17 protein-coding genes and 1 pseudogene are annotated in these 18402 nt (G+C 70.0%); 11 read left to right on the plus strand and 7 right to left on the minus strand.

The window, feature by feature from the left end:
- Positions 1–114 precede the first annotated feature (114 nt).
- Genes ACZ68L_RS13130 through ACZ68L_RS13145 form a run of 4 tightly spaced genes read right to left on the minus strand, consistent with a single transcriptional unit; the run spans position 115 to position 3742 of the window.
- Positions 115–834, minus strand: coding sequence for an ABC transporter permease (locus ACZ68L_RS13130; RefSeq protein WP_469576679.1), 720 nt, complete (start codon positions 832–834; stop codon positions 115–117).
- 30 nt (positions 835–864) lie between these two features.
- A complete protein-coding gene (locus ACZ68L_RS13135) occupies positions 865–1776 on the minus strand; it encodes an ABC transporter ATP-binding protein (protein ID WP_469576681.1) in 912 nt (303 codons plus the stop codon).
- Positions 1773–2675, minus strand: a complete 903-nt coding sequence (locus tag ACZ68L_RS13140; RefSeq protein WP_469576683.1) for an ABC transporter permease — start codon at positions 2673–2675, stop codon at positions 1773–1775. The genes ACZ68L_RS13135 and ACZ68L_RS13140 overlap by 4 nt, the downstream gene beginning before the upstream one ends.
- Entirely contained in the window at positions 2675–3742 is a 1068-nt protein-coding gene (locus ACZ68L_RS13145) for an ABC transporter ATP-binding protein (RefSeq protein ID WP_469576899.1), read from the minus strand. Before ACZ68L_RS13145 ends, ACZ68L_RS13140 begins: the two co-directional genes overlap by 1 nt.
- Positions 3743–3960: 218 nt before the next feature.
- On the opposite strand from ACZ68L_RS13145, the gene ACZ68L_RS13150 reads away from it, so the two are divergent.
- The 8 genes and pseudogenes from ACZ68L_RS13150 to ACZ68L_RS13185 all read left to right on the plus strand — a co-directional run.
- Positions 3961–4812 carry a M24 family metallopeptidase gene (locus ACZ68L_RS13150; RefSeq protein WP_469576686.1) on the plus strand — a complete coding sequence of 284 codons (852 nt, stop codon included), beginning with the start codon at positions 3961–3963 and terminating at the stop codon, positions 4810–4812.
- Complete coding sequence (locus ACZ68L_RS13155; RefSeq protein ID WP_469576688.1) at positions 4809–6590, plus strand: SDR family oxidoreductase; 1782 nt, start codon at positions 4809–4811, stop codon at positions 6588–6590. The genes ACZ68L_RS13150 and ACZ68L_RS13155 overlap by 4 nt, the downstream gene beginning before the upstream one ends.
- A complete protein-coding gene (locus ACZ68L_RS13160; protein ID WP_469576690.1) occupies positions 6587–7564 on the plus strand; it encodes a MerR family transcriptional regulator in 978 nt (325 codons plus the stop codon). Before ACZ68L_RS13155 ends, ACZ68L_RS13160 begins: the two co-directional genes overlap by 4 nt.
- A gap of 167 nt (positions 7565–7731) precedes the next feature.
- Positions 7732–8274, plus strand: coding sequence for an RNA 2'-phosphotransferase (locus ACZ68L_RS13165; protein WP_469576692.1), 543 nt, complete (start codon positions 7732–7734; stop codon positions 8272–8274).
- A gap of 77 nt (positions 8275–8351) precedes the next feature.
- A complete protein-coding gene (locus tag ACZ68L_RS13170) occupies positions 8352–8597 on the plus strand; it encodes an LLM class flavin-dependent oxidoreductase (protein ID WP_469576693.1) in 246 nt (81 codons plus the stop codon).
- Between the two features lie 379 nt (positions 8598–8976).
- Entirely contained in the window at positions 8977–11838 is a 2862-nt protein-coding gene (locus ACZ68L_RS13175) for a DEAD/DEAH box helicase (protein WP_469576694.1), read from the plus strand.
- The gene (locus tag ACZ68L_RS13180) at positions 11835–13070 is read left to right on the plus strand and encodes an SWIM zinc finger family protein (protein WP_469576695.1); all 1236 of its coding nucleotides are present in this window, start codon (positions 11835–11837) and stop codon (positions 13068–13070) included. The genes ACZ68L_RS13175 and ACZ68L_RS13180 overlap by 4 nt, the downstream gene beginning before the upstream one ends.
- 76 nt (positions 13071–13146) lie before the next feature.
- Positions 13147–13302, plus strand: a pseudogene (locus ACZ68L_RS13185) (LLM class flavin-dependent oxidoreductase); the annotation flags it as partial.
- A gap of 74 nt (positions 13303–13376) precedes the next feature.
- Here ACZ68L_RS13185 and ACZ68L_RS13190 read toward each other — a convergent pair.
- Positions 13377–13769: a DNA-binding protein gene (locus tag ACZ68L_RS13190; protein ID WP_469576697.1), complete on the minus strand. Its 393-nt coding sequence runs from the start codon at positions 13767–13769 to the stop codon at positions 13377–13379.
- A gap of 38 nt (positions 13770–13807) precedes the next feature.
- Here ACZ68L_RS13190 and ACZ68L_RS13195 point away from each other — a divergent pair, with 38 nt between their 5' ends.
- The gene (locus ACZ68L_RS13195; RefSeq protein WP_469576698.1) at positions 13808–13957 is read left to right on the plus strand and encodes a hypothetical protein; all 150 of its coding nucleotides are present in this window, start codon (positions 13808–13810) and stop codon (positions 13955–13957) included.
- A 78-nt stretch (positions 13958–14035) separates the two neighbouring features.
- Here the strand turns inward: ACZ68L_RS13195 and ACZ68L_RS13200 are convergent, their stop codons facing one another.
- The gene (locus ACZ68L_RS13200; protein ID WP_469576700.1) at positions 14036–14347 is read right to left on the minus strand and encodes a hypothetical protein; all 312 of its coding nucleotides are present in this window, start codon (positions 14345–14347) and stop codon (positions 14036–14038) included.
- A 101-nt stretch (positions 14348–14448) separates the two neighbouring features.
- Between ACZ68L_RS13200 and ACZ68L_RS13205 the strand changes: the two genes are divergently transcribed.
- Both ACZ68L_RS13205 and ACZ68L_RS13210 read left to right on the plus strand, forming a co-directional pair.
- Positions 14449–15348, plus strand: coding sequence for an LLM class flavin-dependent oxidoreductase (locus ACZ68L_RS13205; protein ID WP_469576701.1), 900 nt, complete (start codon positions 14449–14451; stop codon positions 15346–15348).
- 237 nt (positions 15349–15585) lie between these two features.
- Entirely contained in the window at positions 15586–16452 is an 867-nt protein-coding gene (locus ACZ68L_RS13210) for a Cof-type HAD-IIB family hydrolase (RefSeq protein ID WP_469576703.1), read from the plus strand.
- A gap of 206 nt (positions 16453–16658) precedes the next feature.
- Here the strand turns inward: ACZ68L_RS13210 and ACZ68L_RS13215 are convergent, their stop codons facing one another.
- Positions 16659–18368, minus strand: coding sequence for a sensor histidine kinase (locus ACZ68L_RS13215; protein ID WP_469576704.1), 1710 nt, complete (start codon positions 18366–18368; stop codon positions 16659–16661).
- Positions 18369–18402: the final 34 nt, after the last annotated feature.

Here is an 18402-nt window from a genome sequence, read left to right on the forward strand (position 1 = left end):
TACGCGTACTACCGTCCGAAATGCCTCAACCCCCGTCCGAGGGCGGGGGTTGAGGCATTTCGGCGCGCGGTCACGGACGGAGTGCGGAAGAGGTGTCCGGCGGGAACCTCCCGGTCACTCCTCCCCGGCCAGCTTCAGCGTGCGCAGCTTCTGCCCCGCGTACCAGGTCGCCACCACCGTGACCGCCGCCAGCAGGACCGTCGCGACCGGCAGCCCGACATCGGAGGTGATCGCTCCGGACCCGCCGACCTTCTCGGCGACCGCGAGGGACCACTGCTGAACGCTGAGCGTGCGCGCCCCCGGCACGAGGGTGCCGAACAGGCCCTCCCACACCAGCGCGTAGACGAGCCCGAAGACGACCGCGTGCCGGCTGACGGTGCCCAGCAGCAGGAACAGCGAGCTGTACGCGATCGAGGCGACCAGCGCCGCGACGGTGTAGGCCACCGCGATCTGCTGGCCGTTGCCGTTGAGGATCAGCCCCGCGATCAGTGTGGGCAGCGCCGAGAAGACCATCGTGACGGCGATGGCCACGATCAACTTGGTGAAGATGATCGTCGGCCGCTTCACCGGCTTGGCCAGCAGATAGACGATCGAACCGTCGTCGATCTCGGGGCCGATGGCTCCGGTTCCGGCGATCACGCCGATCAGCGGCACCATCGTGGCGATGGCGAAGCCTCCCAGCACGTCGGAGGCGACCTGGTCATCGACTCCGGCGAACATGCGTACCGCCACGGCGATGACCACCAGCAGTGCCGGCAGGACGAAGAGGATGGCGGCCCGGCGCCGGCCGAGCAGGGCCCGGTAGGTGAGCCGGGCGACTGTGGGGTCGTACATGACGCTTCACAGCTCCTTTCAGGCCACTACTCAGGCCGCTACGAGATAGGAAAAGACCGATTCGAGGGACTCGTCGGACGGCGAAACGGTCAGAAGACGAATTCCGTGGTCACGTGCGACCTTCGGCAGCAGTTCGGTGAAGCGTCCGAAGTCGACCGCCTGGATGCGCAGGGCCTGTTCGCCCAGGTCCACCTCGATACCGGCCGTCGACGGGTCGGCGATGAGCGCGGCGGCGAGGGCGCGGTCGTCGCTGGAGCGCACGAGATAGCGGTGCGGGCGGTCCGTCATCAGTCGGCGGATCTTCCGGAAGTCACCGGACGCCGCGTGCCGCCCCGCCACGATCACCTCGATGTGCGAGGCGAGTTGCTCGACCTCTTCGAGGATGTGGGAGGAGAAGAGCACGGTCCGCCCCTGGGCGCCCATCTGCCTCAGCAGCTCCATCAGCTGCATCCGCTGGCGTGGGTCCATTCCGTTGAACGGCTCGTCGAGCAGCAGCACCGACGGTTCGTGGACCAGCGCGGACGCCATCTTCACGCGCTGGCGCATGCCCTTGCTGTACGTCGAGATCTTGCGGTCCTGCGCGTACTCCATCTCGACCGTCGCCAGCGCCTTCCGCGCCGCCGCGTCATCGAGTCCTTGTAGCTCCGCGTTGGCGACGACGAATTCGCGGCCGGTCAGGAAGTCGTACATCCCTTCCCGTTCCGGCACGATGCCGATCTCCTTGTAGACCGCTTCATTGCGCCAGATCGGCTGACCGTCGAGCGTGACGGTGCCCGTCGACGGGGCGAGGAAGCCGGCCATCATGTTGATCAGCGTGGACTTTCCCGCGCCGTTGGGGCCGAGCAACCCGGTGACGCCCGGTCCCACCGTCATGCTCACGTCGTTGACGGCGACCACATTGCCGAACCAGCGCGAGGTGTGGTCGATCTCGATGGTGGTCACAGCCCGACCTTCCGGTAGCGGCGCATCAGTACGGCGTACGAGCCGGCGACGAGCGCGAGAACAACGATCAGATAGACCACACCGGCTCCCGCCCCCGGGCCTTCCCCTCCGGGGAAGGCCGAGTTGGCTCCGAGGAACGCGGTCTGCACACCGCCGATCAACGTGATGGGGGAGAAGAGACCCAGCCACTCGATGGCTCCCCCGGAACCCGTCTGCCAGGCGATGGCCTGGACGATGGAGACCGCGCCGTAGGAGATGGTCAGTACGGCGATCACCGCGGCGACGCCGAAACCGCGGCGCGGTGTCAGTGCGGCCATCACCAGTCCCAGTCCGGCGAAGAGAACGGAAAGCAGCGCCACCGACACCAGCCCCTGTCCGAACCCCTTGGTCTGCTCCACGAAGTCGAACTTCCCGAGCAGCGCGCCCACATACAGGATGACGAGCGGCCCCCCGGTCAGGATGAAGAGCGCGGACGCCATGGCCGCAAGCTTCGCGACGACGTAGTCGACCCGTTCGATCGGCCGGGAGAAATACAGCGGCACACTCTTGAATCGCAGGTCCCGGGAGACCGACTGCGGTGCCTGCGCGGCGAGGAAGAGACCGATGAGGGCCTGCATATAGATCGCGAACGCCGTGTACTTGATCGGGAGGGCCGTGGTCCCCGGGGTCGCGATGGCGACGGCGACGATGATCGCCGAGATCATGCACATCACGCCGAAGAGCAGCATCGGCAGCACCTTGGACTTGGCGGAACGCCCCAGTCCGAAGGATCCCCGCAGCGACTGGGAGTAGAGCGAGCGCCGGGCGTACCCGCGGCCCAGCCGCTTTCCGTCGTAGGAGCGGTACCCGATGTTGTGGATCCGGGAGGTGTCGCCCACGGTCCCGGTCTCGGTGCTCATCACGACCGCTCCCCTTCTGCTGTAAGGCCCTTCTGCTGTACGGCCCCGACGGCCGCGGGCACGTTCTGCGCGGCGGCCGCGGCCTGCGGTTGCCCTTCGGTGCGGAAGACCTCGGCGATGTGGTGGCGCCGCTGCTCCATCCGTACGAGACCGAGTCCGAGTCCGGCGACGCCGTCGCGCACGATGTCGTACGTCTCCTCGCCGGTGGCCTCCACCAGCAGGATGTGCCCCGCACCGGGCAGCCCCTGCCCGTCGAGACCGTCGTGGCCCACGAGCTTGACGCCGGCCCGGGTGAGGACCTGACGCAGCGCGTCGGTGCCGTCCGGATGGGCGTCGCTGTCGGTGACCTCGACCGCCAGGGTCGTGGTGGTCTGGGTGAAGTCGCTGGTGGAACTGGAGCGCAGGAGCGTGCCGCCGTCGATGACGACGACGTGGTCGCAGGTGCGTTCCAGTTCGCCCAGGAGATGCGAGGTGACCAGGACCGAGATGCCGAAGTCCGTGTGTACGCGGCGGATCAGCCCGAGCATCTCGTCACGGCCGACCGGGTCCAGACCGTTGGTCGGCTCGTCGAGCAGGACCAGCTGCGGGTCGTGGACAAGGGCCTGGGCCAGCTTCACGCGCTGCTTCATGCCGGTCGAGTAGCCGCCGATGGGGCGGTAGCGCTCCTCGTACAGACCGACGTGGCGCAGCGTGTCGGCGGTGCGCTCGCGCGCTGCCGTCGGCGGGAGTCCGGACATCCGCGCCATGTGGACGACGAACTCGGTGGCCGAGACGTCCGGCGGCAGGCAGTCGTGCTCGGGCATGTAGCCGACCCGCTCCCGGATGGCGGCGCCACTGGTGGCGACGTCGAGCCCGAGTACCGCGGCCCGGCCTTCGGTGGCGGGGGACAGACCCAGCAGGATCTTGATCAATGTGGACTTGCCGGCTCCGTTGGAACCCACCAGGCCGGTCACACCGGGCCCGATGTCCAAGGAGAGCCGGTCAAGCGCGGTCACCCGGGGGAACCGCTTGCTCAGGCTTTCGGTCGCGATCACAGTCACGTCTTCGAAGATAGTGGCGCGCGCCACAGCGGGCGTCAGCCCTGGCGGCTGGATGCGCATCAGACTCCAGATGTACGGACCCGTAGGGGGACCACCACAAGGGAGGAGCTCCCCCGTCAAAGGAGGGCGTCCCCGAGTTGTCCACAGGCCTCCCCGCCCCTCTTGACGTGACCGCCGGACATTGTCACATTCATCAGTGTCACGTTACGGGCACGTACCGCACACGGCAGGGAACGGACGGTGGCATGACCTCGGCAGTGAAGGACGAACGGGCCCCGCGGCTCCGGGGGTTCAGGGAAGTGCAGCGTCTCGCGTACGACTGCGCCGAGGCGGTCGCCGGCCGGCTCGCCCCGGGGGTGACCGAGCGCGAGGCGGCCCGGATGCAGCGCGACTGGCTGCGCGAGCGCGGCGTACGGGACTGGTTCCACCTCCCCTTCGCCTGGTTCGGTGACCGCACCGCCTTCGCCGGGTTCAAGGTGCCCCTGCAGTTCTTCCCGACCAACCGGAAGCTGGAGCCGGGGATGCCGTTCATCCTCGACATGGCCCCGGTGTACAAGGGCTTCACGGCGGACATCGGCTACTCCGGCTGCCTCGGGCTCAATCCCCTGCACGACAAGCTCCTGGCCGACCTGGAGGTCCACCGCGAGCTCATTCTGCGCGAAGTGCGGGAGCGGCGTTCGCTGCGCGAGATCTACGAGGACGTCGAACGCCTGATGATCAAGCAGGGGTACGCCAACAGGCATCGCGCCTATCCCTTCGGCGTGATCGCCCACAAGATCGACCGCGTCACCGAGCGTCGGTGGTCCCCGCGTGTGTTCGGTTTCGGCACCCAGTCGCTCAAGGGGCTGCTGAGCGACGCGCTGCACGGGCACCGGGACGGCTGGTCGCCGCTGTGGAGTCCGTACCGCTTCTCCGACCACCCCCCGCAGCCCGGACTGTGGGCGGTCGAACCGCACCTCGGATTCCGGGGTACGGGCGCCAAGTTCGAGGAGATCCTGGTGGTCACGGACTCCAAGGACCCCGAACAGAGCGCCTTCTGGCTGGACGACGATCTGCCGCATGTGCGGCGCTGGGCCGAGGAGAGGATGGCGGCATGAGTCCGCAGAATCTGCCGGGGGCGCGCGAGCGCCGGGTGCGTACGGGCGGAATCGAGCTGTGCGTCGTCGAGTTGGGTGACGAGTCGCGGCCCACGGTCGTCCTCGTGCACGGCTACCCGGACAGCAAGGAGGTCTGGACGGACGTGGCGAGGCAGCTCGCCGATCAGTGGCACGTCGTGCTGTACGACGTGCGCGGCCACGGCCGGTCCACGGCTCCGAAACCACTGCGCGGCGGCTTCACCCTGGAGAAGCTCACCGATGACTTCCTGGCCGTCGCCGACGCGGTGAGCCCGGACCGTCCGGTGCATCTGGTCGGGCACGACTGGGGGTCGGTCCAGTCCTGGGAGTTCGTGACGGTCAGGAGGACCGAGGGCCGGATCGCCTCGTTCACCTCGATGTCCGGGCCCTCCCTGGATCATTTCGGGCACTGGATCAAGCAGCGGCTGACCCGGCCCACCCCGCGCCGGGTCGGCCAGTTGCTCGGTCAGGGTGCCAAGTCCTGGTACGTCTACATGCTGCATACGCCGGTCCTGCCCGAGCTCGCCTGGCGCGGCCCGCTCGGCAGGCGGTGGCCGCGGATTCTCGAACGGATGGAGAAGGTACCCGCGGGCGACTATCCGACGTCCTCGCTGCCCAGCGACGCGGCGCACGGCGCCTGGCTCTACCGGGACAACGTCCGGGCCCGGCTGCGCCGGCCACGCACCGATGCCTACGCGCATGTCCCGGTCCAGCTCATCACACCCACCGGCGACATCTTCCTTTCGGAGAAGTTGTACGACCAACTGGAGCTGTGGGCTCCGCAGTTGGTGCGCCGCTCTTTGCCGGGCAAGCACTGGGTGCCCCGCACCAGGCCGGACCGGCTCGCCGCCTGGATCAACGAGTTCGTCGCCGCCAACGAGGCGGCGCGGGCGGATGGCCGGCCGGTACAGGACACCGCGCCGACCGGGGCGTACGCGGACCGGTTCGGCGGACAGCTGGTCCTGGTGACGGGCGCGGCCGGCGGCATCGGCCGTGCCACGGCCTTCGCCTTCGCCGAGGCGGGTGCCCGGGTGGTGGCCGTGGACCGGGACGCGGAGGGGGCGGCCAGGACGGCGGAGATGGCCCGGCTGATCGGCTCCCCGGCCGCCTGGGGTGAAGCGGTCGACGTCAGCGACGAACAGGCGATGGAAAAGCTCGCCGCGAAGGTCGCCGCCGAGTACGGCATCGTCGATGTCCTGGTCAACAACGCCGGGATCGGACTGTCCGGCTCCTTCCTGGAGACCACCAGCGAGGACTGGAGGAACGTCCTCGACGTCAATCTGTGGGGTGTCATCCACGGCTGCCGGATCTTCGGCCGGCAGATGGCCGAACGCGGCCAGGGCGGCCACATCGTCAACACGGCTTCCGCCGCCGCCTACCAGCCGTCCCGGGCACTGCCCGCGTACAGCACCTCCAAGGCGGCCGTGCTGATGCTCAGCGAGTGCCTGCGGGCCGAGCTCGCCGACCGGTCGATCGGGGTCAGCGCCATCTGTCCCGGCATCGTCAACACGAACATCACCGCGACGGCGCACTTCGCCGGTGCCGACGCGGCGGAGGAGAACCGCCTGCGGAAGCGGACCAGCCGCTTGTACGGGCTCCGCAACTATCCGCCGGAGAGGGTCGCCGACGCGATCCTCAAGGCGGTGGTGCGCGACCAGGCCGTCGTGCCGGTGACGCCGGAGGCGCGCGGGGCCCGGTTCCTGTCCCGGTTCAGCCCCGGCGCACTGCGCGCGATCGCCCGGCTGAAGCCGCCGCTGTGAGCGGCCCCGGGCAGTCGCCGACGGGGGAGCGCCGGGCCGCCGCCGAGTACCGGATCGAGGACCTGGCGCATGCGAGCGGCACCACGGTCCGCACGATCCGCGCCTACCAGGACCGCGGCCTGCTGCCGACGCCGGAACGGCGCGGCCGGGCCAATGTGTACCGGAACACCCACCTTGCCCGGCTCCGGCAGATCGCCGATCTGCTGGACCGCGGCTACACCCTGACCAGCATCAAGGAACTCCTGGACGCCTGGGACACGGGCCGCGGTCTGGGCGGGGTGCTGGGGCTCGTCGCGGAGGTGCACGGCCCCTGGACGGACGAGCAGGCCGACCGGATCACCCGGGCCGAGCTGACCGCCAGGTTCGGCGGAAGCTCCGACGACGACGCGGTCGCCGAGGCGGTGGACCTCGGCGTACTCGAACCCGTCCCGGGGAAAGACGACGAGTTCCTGGTTCCCAGCCCGCAAGAGCTCGCTGTGGCGGTCGAGTTGTACGCCGCCGGTGTTCCGCTCGGCGCAATCTCGGGACAACTGAGGGAACTTCGCGGCCAGGTCGAGCAGATAGCCTCACGTTTCCTGGAGTTCACCACGGAGCATGTTTTCGCGCGCTATCTCGGTCATCGTCCGCCCACCGACGCGCACGCCGCGGAGGCGGCCGCCATGGTGCGCAGGCTGCGGCCGCTCGCCCAACAGACGGTGGACGCCGAACTGGCCCGCGCGATGCGCATGTTCGCCACCCGCCATCTGCGACAGCACCTCGACGCGGACAGCCCGTTCACCGCGTATTCCTCGGCACCGACAACCCGACAGGTCGCTCTGCCGGCGCGGACAATTCGCACCGTGCAGGAGCTGGTTGGTCCGGACAACGTACCCGCCTTCATCTCCGCCGCCGCGGAACGCGAGGTGCAGGCAAGAACATTGGACGCACTCACCTCACCTACCGCTAAAGCAGGGCGTATTGGTCAAACTCACTGATACCGAACCGACTTGTCCACAGAATCGCCAATTACCCTGTGGATAAGTCAAGTTGGCTGTGGATCAAACCTATGGACGAAAATTGCTTCAGTGAATAAAATTGCTGGAGTGAATCGGTAGGTGAAATCCGGATGCACATGAAAGACCGCTACGGGCACCCTGACGGGATGGACGAAAGACGCACCGTCAAGGTGTCCAAGTACCTCTCGAAACATCTGCGGCACCAGCCGGAACGGATCGGGATCACCCTCGACGCCAACGGCTGGGTGGCGATCGACGAACTGCTGCGCGCCATGGCCCGCAACAACTTCCCCCTCACCCGGACCGAACTCGACCACGTGGTCGCCGTCAACGACAAGCGACGCTTCGCCGTCGAGGACGGCCGCATCCGTGCCAGTCAGGGACACACCGTCCCGGTGGACCTCGGCCTCCCGCCGGCCGAGCCGCCCGCGTACCTCTACCACGGCACAGTGGGTCACGCACTGGACGCGATCCGCAATGAGGGCCTGCGCCCCATGAACCGTACGCATGTCCATCTCTCGCCCGACCGCGAGACGGCGACCAGGGTCGGCGCCCGGCGCGGCCGTCCCGTCGTCCTGTCCGTGGACGCGACCGCGATGCACCGCGCGGGCCACACCTTCTACGTCAGCGCCAACGGGGTCTGGCTCACCGCTGCCGTGCCGCCCGCATTCCTGCGTCTGCGCGACTGACCTCACGGCCGTTCCCGCCGAGAACCCGGCGCCGCCACGGAAACGGTGCCCGCTTCGGGAGCCGTATGGTCGTAGGCATGCGTCTGAGCACTGTGATTCTTCCGATCCACCGCTGGAACGAGGGCCAGAAGATCTGGCAGCGCGCCGAGGACATGGGGTTCCACGCCGCCTACACCTACGACCACCTGTCCTGGCGGACGTTCCGCGACGGACCCTGGTTCGGCGCGGTGCCGACCCTCACCGCCGCGGCCGCCGCCACCCAGCGGATGCGCCTGGGCACCCTCGTCACCTCGGTCAAGCCTTGTTCACCTATCGCTGCCTGAGCTGCGGAGATCGCCTTCGGCCGGCGAGCACGGTTGCCCTGTCGGCGCGCGCCATCTCGGGGCGGTCACGTACGTGGCAGTCGAGTCACGTTCACCCGTGCATGGCTGACCTCCATGACGATGTTCGCGCCGATGGCGAAATCGGCGCCCAGCGCAGACGCGGCCCGGGCTGCGGTGATCCCTCCGTCTGACACATGCGGTGCCTGCGGCAGAAGTCCCGTTCCCACCCGTGAAGGCATGGCCCGGGCTTGCCGGTGGGTGACAGCACGTGGTGAAGTCCGGTGGTGGGCGGGGCCGCCTTCGGAGGCTCCTGGACGGCAACGGATGGAAACGAGTGGCACGGGTCGTCGTACGAGAATCGGGCACGGGCACGGGCGTGATGAGCGCACCACCACTTGCCGCACCCGAGGCGGCCGTGTGGGCGCGGGAGCTTCTCGACAGAGGCTGGGCGGTGGTGTTCCTGCCTGGAGAGCCGGCCCGCCTCGGGCGGCTCCTGCTGTGGAAGCCCGCCGACGCGGTCGCCGGGGGCGGTGACCTGCCGGCGGGTGTGGAGACCGACTCGGTGGAACTGGTGCTGCCGCACGGGCGTTCGGTCAGACGACGCAGGGTGGACGCTTACGCGCTGCCGGTCGCGGTCGCCGTGTCTGCTCTGACGGGAGCTCAGCCACCGCACCCGTCCGCCGCGGCCTGGCAGGCCGCCGCCTGTTTCGCCCTGCGGCTGCTTGCCGATGGCCGCCTCCACCCGGCTCTCACCCCGGCCGGTTACGACACCTGGCAGGCGGGTCCCTTCACCGCTGCCCAGCGGCAGACGCTGGACGCCCTCGCCGCAGCCTTCCCGCCCCATGCCCACTGCCTGCCCGAGCCCGGCCCGCCGCCGGTACGCATCGCCGAACCCGCGGCGCTGGTCCGCCAGTTCTGCGACGCGGTCGCCGACGATCTGGTCCGTACTCCGGCCGCGCCTCTCGCCGTGGGAGCGGTGCCGTATGTCTGGCGCGATGTCCGGGCCGTGCCCGCGCTGCGCGAATGGGCCGAGGAGACCGCTGCCGCGTTGACCGCCGAGGTCGGCGTCTCGCTGCGTGTCGACGTACCCGAGGGCCGACGCCGGCAGTTCCGGGCCGTCCTTCAACTGCGCACCGCGGCGGATCCGGCGCTCGTCGTGGAGGCCGCACGGCTGTGGAGCGACCCCGGTGAGGTGGAGAGGCTGCTCGGCCCACGCGCCGAGACCGAGACACTGCTCGCGCTGCGGCGCGGTGCCCGCGTCTGGCCCCCGCTCCGGCGACTGCTGGCGGACGCCGCTCCCGAACAGCTCCGGCTGACCGACGACGAAGCCTTCGATCTGCTGGGCGAAGCAACCGACGCGCTGCGTGCGGCCGGTATCGACGTGCACTGGCCGCGCGCACTGGTCAAGGCGCTCACCGCGACCGCGGAGATCGGGCAGCGCGCCGCTCCCGGTTCCAGCGCGGGCGGTCTTCTCGACGCCGACGCCCTGCTCGACTTCCGCTGGCAGGTCTCGCTCGGCGGCGAGCCTCTCACCGAGGCCGAGATGAACGACCTCGCCGAGGCGCGCCGCCCTCTGATCCGGCTACGCGACCAGTGGGTCGTCGCCGACCCGAAGCTGGTGGCCCGCGCGCAGCGCCGCCGAATGGATCCGCTCACCCCCATGGAGGCGCTGAGCGCCGCGCTGACCGGCGAGGTGGAAAGAGACGGGGGGACGTATCTCTGCGAGGCGGTCGGTGCGCTCGGCGATCTGGTCACTCGTATCCGCGATCCCGAGTCCCGCACCTCCGCCGCCCAGCCCCCCGCTCTCCAGGCCACGTTGCGCGACTACCAGAAGCGGGGCCTCGCGTGGCTGGCCGAGATGTGCGAACTCGGTCTCGGCGGCTGCCTCGCAGACGACATGGGCCTGGGCAAGACCATCACGCTGCTCGCCCTGCATCTGCACCGCCAGGCCGCCCCCGCCACCGCTGGTCCCACCCTCGTCGTCTGCCCCACCTCCCTGCTCGGCAACTGGCAGCGCGAGGCCGCCAGGTTCGCGCCGACCGTCCCCGTGCGCCGCTACCATGGCGGCGACCGCCACCTCAAGGACCTGGCCGGCGACGAGATCGTCCTGGTCACCTACGGGGTGCTGCGGCGCGACCGTGACGTCCTCGCCGAAACCGCCTGGTCACTGATCGCCGCCGACGAGGCCCAGCACGTCAAGAACCCCTACGCCGTCACCGCCCGCGAACTGCGTACCCTGCCCGCCCGTGCCCGCGTCGCGTTGACCGGTACCCCCGTGGAGAACAACCTCTCCGAACTGTGGGCGCTCCTCGACTGGACCACCCCGGGGCTCCTCGGATCGCTGTCCGCCTTCCGCGACCGGCACGCCCGCGCCATCGAGACGGGTAGCGGGGACAGTGAGGGCTCGGCGGCCGCCGAGCGCTTGTCACGTCTCGTCCGCCCGTTCCTGCTGCGCCGCAAGAAGTCCGACCCGGGCATCGCGCCCGAACTGCCGCCCAAGACCGAGACCGACCGTGTCGTCTCGCTGACGGCCGAGCAGACCAGCCTGTACGAGGCGGTGGTCCGCGAGACCATGGCGAAGATCGAGGAGTCCGAGGGCATCGCCCGGCGCGGCCTGGTGCTGAAACTGCTCACCGCGCTGAAGCAGATCTGCAACCACCCTGCCCAGTACTTGAAAGAGCACAGCCTGAGCCGGTCCACGCCGCTCGCCGGCCGCTCCGGCAAGCTCGATCTGCTCGACGAACTGGTCGACACCATCATCGCCGAGGGCGAATCGGTGCTGGTCTTCACCCAGTACAAGCAGATGGCGACCCTCCTGGAGAGGCATCTCGCCGAACGCGGCACCCCTACCCTCTTCCTGCACGGCGGCACCCCCGTCACCCGGCGCGAGGAGATGGTGGAACGCTTCCAGCGCGGTGAGGTTCCGGTGTTCCTCCTCTCGTTGAAGGCGGCCGGCACCGGGCTCAACCTCACCCGCGCCACTCACGTCGTGCACTACGACCGCTGGTGGAACCCGGCCGTCGAGGACCAGGCCACCGACCGCGCCTACCGCATCGGCCAGGACCAGCCCGTCCAGGTCCACAAGCTCATCGCGGAGGGAACCGTGGAGGACAAGGTGGCGAAACTGCTCGACTCCAAGCGCGCGCTCGCCGACGCCGTCGTCGGCTCCGGCGAAGCCGCCCTGACCGAACTGTCCGACGCCGACCTCGCCGAACTCGTCGCCCTGGGGAGGCAGGCATGAGCCCCTCGGTCCCCGGCCCGCGCCGTACGCCTGCCCGCGGTAAGCGCGCCTTCGCCGCCACCTGGTGGGGCCAGGCGTGGGTCAACGCCCTGGAGGACTCCACCCTGGACGCCGCGCGCCTGTCACGCGGCCGCACGTACGCCCGCAAGGGCATGGTCGGCCCGACCACCGTCGCCCCGGGCCAGATCAAGGCCACTGTCCAGGGCAGCCGGCCGCGCCCTTACCGCTCCTCCGTCCACCTGCCCGTCCTCACCGACGCCCAGTGGGACACCCTGCTCGACACCATCGCGGCCCGAGCCGGCCATCTCGCCGCGCTTCTGGACGACGAGATGCCCGCCGAACTCGTCGACGACGCCCGTCACGCGGGCGTCCCCCTCCTCCCGCAGCCCACCGAACTCGACCCCGACTGTTCCTGCCCCGACTGGGGGTACCCGTGCAAGCACGCCGCCGCGCTCTGCTACGCCATCGCCGCCAGCATCGACGCCGATCCGTTCGTGCTCTTCGCGCTGCGCGGCCGCAGGAGGGAAGTGGTCCTCACCGAGCTGCGCGCACGCCGTACGGCAAAGCAGGAGACCGCCGCGCCACCGACTCCGACGGGCATCCCGGCCACCGCCGCTTACACCCGCTGGGCCGAACACCCCTCCTCGCTGCCCGGGCCTCTCGCCCCGGCCGCCCACGCCACCGCGCTGCCCGTCGGCCCCCCTTCCTGCGCCGGCCTGTCCACCACGGATCTGGAACGCCTCATGGCCGACACCGCCGCACGCGCGGCGCGGCTTCTCGCGGGTGACACCGCCGGCCTGCACCTGACCCAGCACCAGGACGCGGTGCGGATCGCCGCGAGCGGCCCCGGACCCGAATGGTTCCACCGCTTGGTCCGGAACACCGGCACCAGACCGACCGCGTTCGCCCGCCTTACCCGCGCCTGGCGCTACGGCGGCCCCACCGGACTGATCGTCGCCGAACAGCCGCACACCCCTGATCCGGTGGTGATGACGGCCGCACGTACCGCCCTGACCGCGGCCCTCGCCGAGATGACCACCGCCCCCGTCCCCCTCCGTGCCTGGCGCAACCGCCTCACCCTCACCGACCACGGCATCCAGCTCCGCTTCGGCCCCGACGCCCGCTGGTACCCCTGTATCCGGGACGACGACGGCGAATGGTGGTCCGCGGCACCGGCGGACGCCGACCCGGTCGCGGCACTCACCGCTGTCTGGCGGCAGACGGGGGCGTGATGCCGACGACAAGGATCAGGGCACCGGCCGGAACCGGCCATCGGATACGCCGGGCAGCCGCTACGAGGGAGAGCCCCGTAGCGCACGGTCGCTCGGGTTCCACGCCGCCTACACCTACGACCACCTGTCCTGGCGCAGCTTCCGGGACGAGACGTGGTTCGGAGCGGTCCCGACGCTGACAGCAGCAGCGGTCACTACCGAGCGTATTCGTTTGGGTACGCTCGTCACCTCAGTCAAGCCTTGTTCACTCATCACGCGCTGACCTACGAAAATGCGGCAGGATGCAGGAAAGGCCGACGTGGGAGCTCAGATCGGCTCGACGGCGATGCGAGGGTGGCACAGTCGGCGCAGGTCGTCGGTGTCGCTCGTCATGACAGTAACGTCGCCGTATTCCACATGAGCCGTGGCCGCGAGCATGGCATCAATGGCGCACTTGTGGCCGTGCAGGCTTTCGGCGGCGAGCAGTCTGCTGGCCGCACGTGCGATCTCCTCCGTGACGGGGCGCACCTTGGCCAGGGAAACGGCGTGGTCGAACGCCGCCTGAGGCACCTTCGGGTCGCGTGCCTCCACCAGCGTGGCCGCGCTCGTTACAACGAGCAGGTCCAGGCTGCGGGCGACGTCCAGCCACACGGTCATGTCGCGGTGCCGACGGGAAAGCTTGGAGAGGGCCTCGCTGTCGAGAACGAGCGTCCCGCTCATGCGGCGTCCGCTGGAGCGGAGTCTCCACGGTGGGCAGCGTGGTGCGCGCGGATGCGTTCGGTCTTGGCCGACACCTCGGCCGGGTCGACAGGGCCATGCTCCGCTTCAGCGGCGGCGATGTACTCGTCGATGGCCTCGCGCTGGAGCTGCCGCTGTACGGCCTTCTCGACAGTCCACCGGCGCCTTGATGCGCACCCTGTACGGCGTCAGCCACGATCAGCCCTTCCATGCAGACCAGTTCCGCGTGAAGTGTGAGGCACCCGGCCTCAACCGACCCAGTGACGGTACGCCTCGATCCACTCCGCACCCTCGGGCGCCAGGCTGGGCAACGGCAGCTCCAGAATTCCGATCGACTGCCGGACGCCGCCGCGAGAGCACAGGGCGACGATCCTGCCGTCCGGCGTGAGGTCGATGCCGCGCACGGTTACCTCGACGCCGAGAACCGCGGTGGTGAAGGGTAGGTCGAGGCACTCCTCGAGCATGGCGAACAGACCGGTCAGCTGCTCGTCCTCGTTGTAGGCATCGACAGTTGCCTCTTCGATCATGGCCTCGAGTTCGGCCTTACCCAGCGTGCTCATGAGGGCCACGGTAGCGGCCGCCAACGTGACGTCGGCCCGTCTTCCGGAATCTGCTCCGCCGGCACATCCGGGCCGCGGGAAGCCCGCGTATCGTCTGTGGCATGCGTCTGAGTGCGGTGATCCTCCCCGTCCACCGGTGGGGCGAAGGACAGAAAGTCTGGCGGCGGGCCGAAGAACTCGGGTTCCATGCCACCTATACGTATGACCACCTGTCTTGGCGGTCCTTCCGGGACGGACCGTGGTTCGGCGCGATCCCCACCCTCACGGCCGCAGCGGCTGTGACGCAGAGTATGCGCTTGGGCACCCTCGTCACCTCCCCCAACTTCCGGCACCCCGTCACGCTGGCCAAGGACCTCATCACGCTGGACGACGTCTCCGGCGGACGGATCACTCTCGGCATCGGCGCAGGCGGCAACGGCTTCGACGCCACGGCGCTGCGCCGGAGCGACGAGGAGCCGTGGACGCCTCGCGAACGGGCCGACCACTTCGATGAGTTCGTACCGCTGCTCGACCAGCTGCTGCGCGAGCCCACGGTGACGTACGAGGGCCGGTTCTACGCGGCGAACGAGGCCCGGAACATCCCCGGCTGTGTGCAGCGGCCCCGGCTGCCGTTCGCGGTGGCCGCCACCGGGCCGCGCGGGATGAAGCTGGCCGCGCGGTACGGCCGGGCCTGGGTCACCACGGGCGACCCCAAGCTGTACGAGTCGGGAACCCCGGAACAGTCCGTGGAGGCCATCCGCGGGCAGATCACCAAGCTGGGCGCGGCCTGCGAGTCCATCGGCCGGGACGCCGACGGGATGGACAAGATCCTGCTCACCGGTTTCACCCCCGACCGACCGCTGCGGTCCGTCGACGCCTTCGTGGATTTCGCGGGTACCCACTTCGCCCTCGGCTTCACGGAGATCGTCGTTCACTGGCCGATCCAGGACTCCGACTTCGCGGCGGACGAGAAGGTCTTCGAGCGCATCGCCACCGAGGGCCTGGCCCAGCTCGCCCCCTGACGGACCCGCCGCGACCGCCGGCCTGTCCGGCCCGGACCTCCTCCGGACCGACCCGGCACAACCACCCACCGGCCCGTCGCCGCGACCGATCGGCCCACCACCACAGCCGATCGGACCGGCATGACCGATCCAAAACCATCGACATATGCATGTGGCATGTTTCCCGGTCAGGGGTGTGCATCCTCATATGTGCGCCCCTCCGCACGCCCGTGCGCCTTCGTACGCGAGAATGGGCGCGTGACCTCAGCTACCGACTCGCCTTCGCCTGCCGCTCCCCGGCTGATCGCCACCGACCTGGACGGCACCCTTCTGCGTGACGACAAGACCGTCTCGGCCCGTACGGTCGCCGCGCTCGCCGCCGCCGAGGAGGCCGGTATCGAGGTCTTTTTCGTCACCGGACGCCCGGCCCGCTGGATGGACGTCGTCAGCGACCACGTCCACGGCCACGGCCTGGCGATCTGCGCGAACGGTGCCGCGGTCGCCGATCTGCACGCGGACGGCAAGCTGGTCAAGGTCCGACCGCTGCGGCGCGACATCGCCCTGGACGTCGTGCACACCCTGCGCGCCGCCGCGCCCGGTACCTCCTTCGCTGTCGAACTGACCACGGGCATCCACTACGAACCGGCCTACCCGCCCTTCCACCTGGACCCGGGCGCCACCGTCGCCGTCGCCGAGAAGCTGCTTCGCGAGGAAACGCCCGGCAGCGGCGCCCCCGTACTGAAGCTCCTCGCCCACCACGGCGAACTGTCCCCGGACGACTTCCTCTCCCTGGCCCGTGCGGCGGCCGGCGACCGGGCATCCTTCACCCGGTCCAGTCCCACGGCCCTGCTGGAGGTGAGCGGCCCGGGAGTCTCCAAGGCCAGCACCCTGGCGCTCTGCTGCGCCGAGCGCGGCATCTCGCCCGCCGAGGTCGTCGCCTTCGGTGACATGCCCAACGACGTGGAGATGCTCAGCTGGGCGGGCACCTCGTACGCGATGGGCAACGCCCACCCGGCCGCACTCGCCGCCGCCTCGGGCCGGACCGCCACCAACGGAGACGACGGCGTCGCGGTCGTCATCGAACGCATCCTCGCCGAACGCCGAAGCCGGACCCCGGATGCCTGACGCGGCAGGCTGAGAGGCCTGCCGACGCCTGACGCCCGACACGGCAGGCCGAAGACGACGCCTGACCCCGACACGGCACACCGGGGCCGCGGCCCGGCACTGCCGACCGCCTTCTCCCCGCACCACGTCCTCGGCCGCCTCGGCCGGGTGCTGCCGTGCGGCAGCCGCCCCTGCGAAGCCGGAGCCCCGAGCGCCCCACCGCCGACTCAGATCGGCGCCTCCCACACCACCGTCGCGCCGCCCCCGTCCTCCCCGATGCCGGGCCCGAACCAGCTCGCGCCACCCAGCGACTCCGCCCGCCGTGCCAGGTTCCGCAGCCCACTGCGCCGACCGCTCTCCGGGATGCCCACCCCGTCGTCGGCGACCGACAGCCGCACCGCGTCCCTCCCGTCGGGCAGCGTGGCGGTCGCGTCGACGACCACGTCGATCAACGAGGCCTCGGCATGCCGGAAGGCATTGGACAGCGCCTCTCGCAGCGCGGCGATCAGGTTCTTCCCGGTCAGTTCGCCCACCAGCGAGTCGACCGGGCCCAGGAAGCGGTGCGAGGGCTTGAAGCCCAGCGGAACCGCCGCCATGTTGATCTCGCGCAGGACACGGGTGCGCAGCCCGGACGGCGCCTCCGCGGGTTCCTGCTGCAGCGCGAAGATCGCGGTACGGATCTCCTGGATGGTCACGTCCAGTTCGTCGACCGCCCGGCCGACGCCGGTCTGTACCTCGGGCACGTCCGACCTGCGCTGGGCGCTCTCCAGCATCATTCCGGTGGCGAACAGCCGCTGGATGACCAGGTCGTGCAGGTCGCGGGCGATCCGGTCACGGTCCTCGTACACCGCGAGCCGTTCCCGGTCCCGCTGGGCCTCGGCCATCATCAGCGCGAGTGCGGCCTGCGAGGCGAACTGGGTGGCGAGGGTCCGTTCCGTCTCCGTGAACGGTCTGTCGCCCCGGCCGCGAGGGGTGGCCAGCGCGCCCAGCACCCGTCCACCACTGTGCAGCGGCAGCAGCATGCTGGGGCCGAAGTGGTGGGCCAGCTTGGTGACCATGCGGGAATCGGTGGCCGAGTCGTCCACGAAGACCGCCTCGCCGCCCAGCAGCTTCGCCACCACCGGGCTCTCCGGCCCGATGATCACCCCCAGCGGCGCGGACGCGTTGTTGTCCGCGGAGACCGCGACGATCTCCAGACCGCCTCCCTCCGCAGGCAGCAGCACGATCCCGGCGGCGGACGCGGCGAGATGACGGGCCTGTTCGGCGACGACGGAGAGCGCGTCATCGGCGTCACCGCCGGAGAGCAGGGCGGTGGTCACGGCCACCGAACCGTCGATCCAGCGCTCGCGCTGGCGCGCCGCCTCGTACAGCCGGGCGTTGCCGATGGCGATCCCGGCCTCCGTGGCGAGCACCCGCACCATGTGCAGGTCGTAGTCGTTGAACTCGCCCCCGTCGTCCTTCTCGGCCAGATAGAGATTTCCGAAGATCTCTCCCTGCACGCGGATCGGGACGCCGAGGAAGGTCCGCATCGGAGGGTGGCCGGGCGGGAATCCGGCGAACCTCGGATCGGCCGTGAGATCGGCGAGCCTCACCGGAACCGGATCGTGGATCAGCGCTCCGAGCAGCCCCCGGTGCCCGTCGGGGCGACGCCCGATCTCGTGCGCCACTTCGTCCGGCACTCCGTACGTGACGAAATCGGAGAGCCCTGCACCCTCCGCGTCGACGACGCCGATGGCGGCGTAGCGGCAATGGGCGAGTTCGGCCGCCGTCTCGCAGATCCGGTCGAGGGTGGAGTGCAGTTCGAGGCCCGTGCCGACGGAGCGCATGGCCTCCAGCAGCTGCGGTACCCGAGCGGTGAGCTCGGTGGACAGGCCCTGCAGGCTGCGGGTCGCCCGCGTCGCAACTTCGAGTGAGTCCTTCGGGTCCTGCTCTGGCATACCCCGAGACTAGTTAGTCCCTATTGGCGAGGAA

Source organism: Streptomyces sp. NPDC104309, from assembly GCF_055584025.1.

Bases quoted from the DNA above. Each gene is read 5' to 3' on its own strand.
- ACZ68L_RS13170 (WP_469576693.1), top strand. From the start codon at position 8,352: ATGCGTCTGAGCACTGTGATTCTTCCGATCCACCGCTGGAACGAGGGC.
- ACZ68L_RS13155 (WP_469576688.1), top strand. From the start codon at position 4,809: ATGAGTCCGCAGAATCTGCCGGGGGCGCGCGAGCGCCGGGTGCGTACG.
- ACZ68L_RS13175 (WP_469576694.1), top strand. From the start codon at position 8,977: ATGAGCGCACCACCACTTGCCGCACCCGAGGCGGCCGTGTGGGCGCGG.
- ACZ68L_RS13165 (WP_469576692.1), top strand. From the start codon at position 7,732: ATGGACGAAAGACGCACCGTCAAGGTGTCCAAGTACCTCTCGAAACAT.
- ACZ68L_RS13150 (WP_469576686.1), top strand. From the start codon at position 3,961: ATGACCTCGGCAGTGAAGGACGAACGGGCCCCGCGGCTCCGGGGGTTC.
- ACZ68L_RS13140 (WP_469576683.1), bottom strand. From the start codon at position 2,675: ATGAGCACCGAGACCGGGACCGTGGGCGACACCTCCCGGATCCACAAC.
- ACZ68L_RS13180 (WP_469576695.1), top strand. From the start codon at position 11,835: ATGAGCCCCTCGGTCCCCGGCCCGCGCCGTACGCCTGCCCGCGGTAAG.
- ACZ68L_RS13205 (WP_469576701.1), top strand. From the start codon at position 14,449: ATGCGTCTGAGTGCGGTGATCCTCCCCGTCCACCGGTGGGGCGAAGGA.
- ACZ68L_RS13130 (WP_469576679.1), bottom strand. From the start codon at position 834: ATGTACGACCCCACAGTCGCCCGGCTCACCTACCGGGCCCTGCTCGGC.
- ACZ68L_RS13215 (WP_469576704.1), bottom strand. From the start codon at position 18,368: ATGCCAGAGCAGGACCCGAAGGACTCACTCGAAGTTGCGACGCGGGCG.
- ACZ68L_RS13190 (WP_469576697.1), bottom strand. From the start codon at position 13,769: ATGAGCGGGACGCTCGTTCTCGACAGCGAGGCCCTCTCCAAGCTTTCC.
- ACZ68L_RS13200 (WP_469576700.1), bottom strand. From the start codon at position 14,347: ATGAGCACGCTGGGTAAGGCCGAACTCGAGGCCATGATCGAAGAGGCA.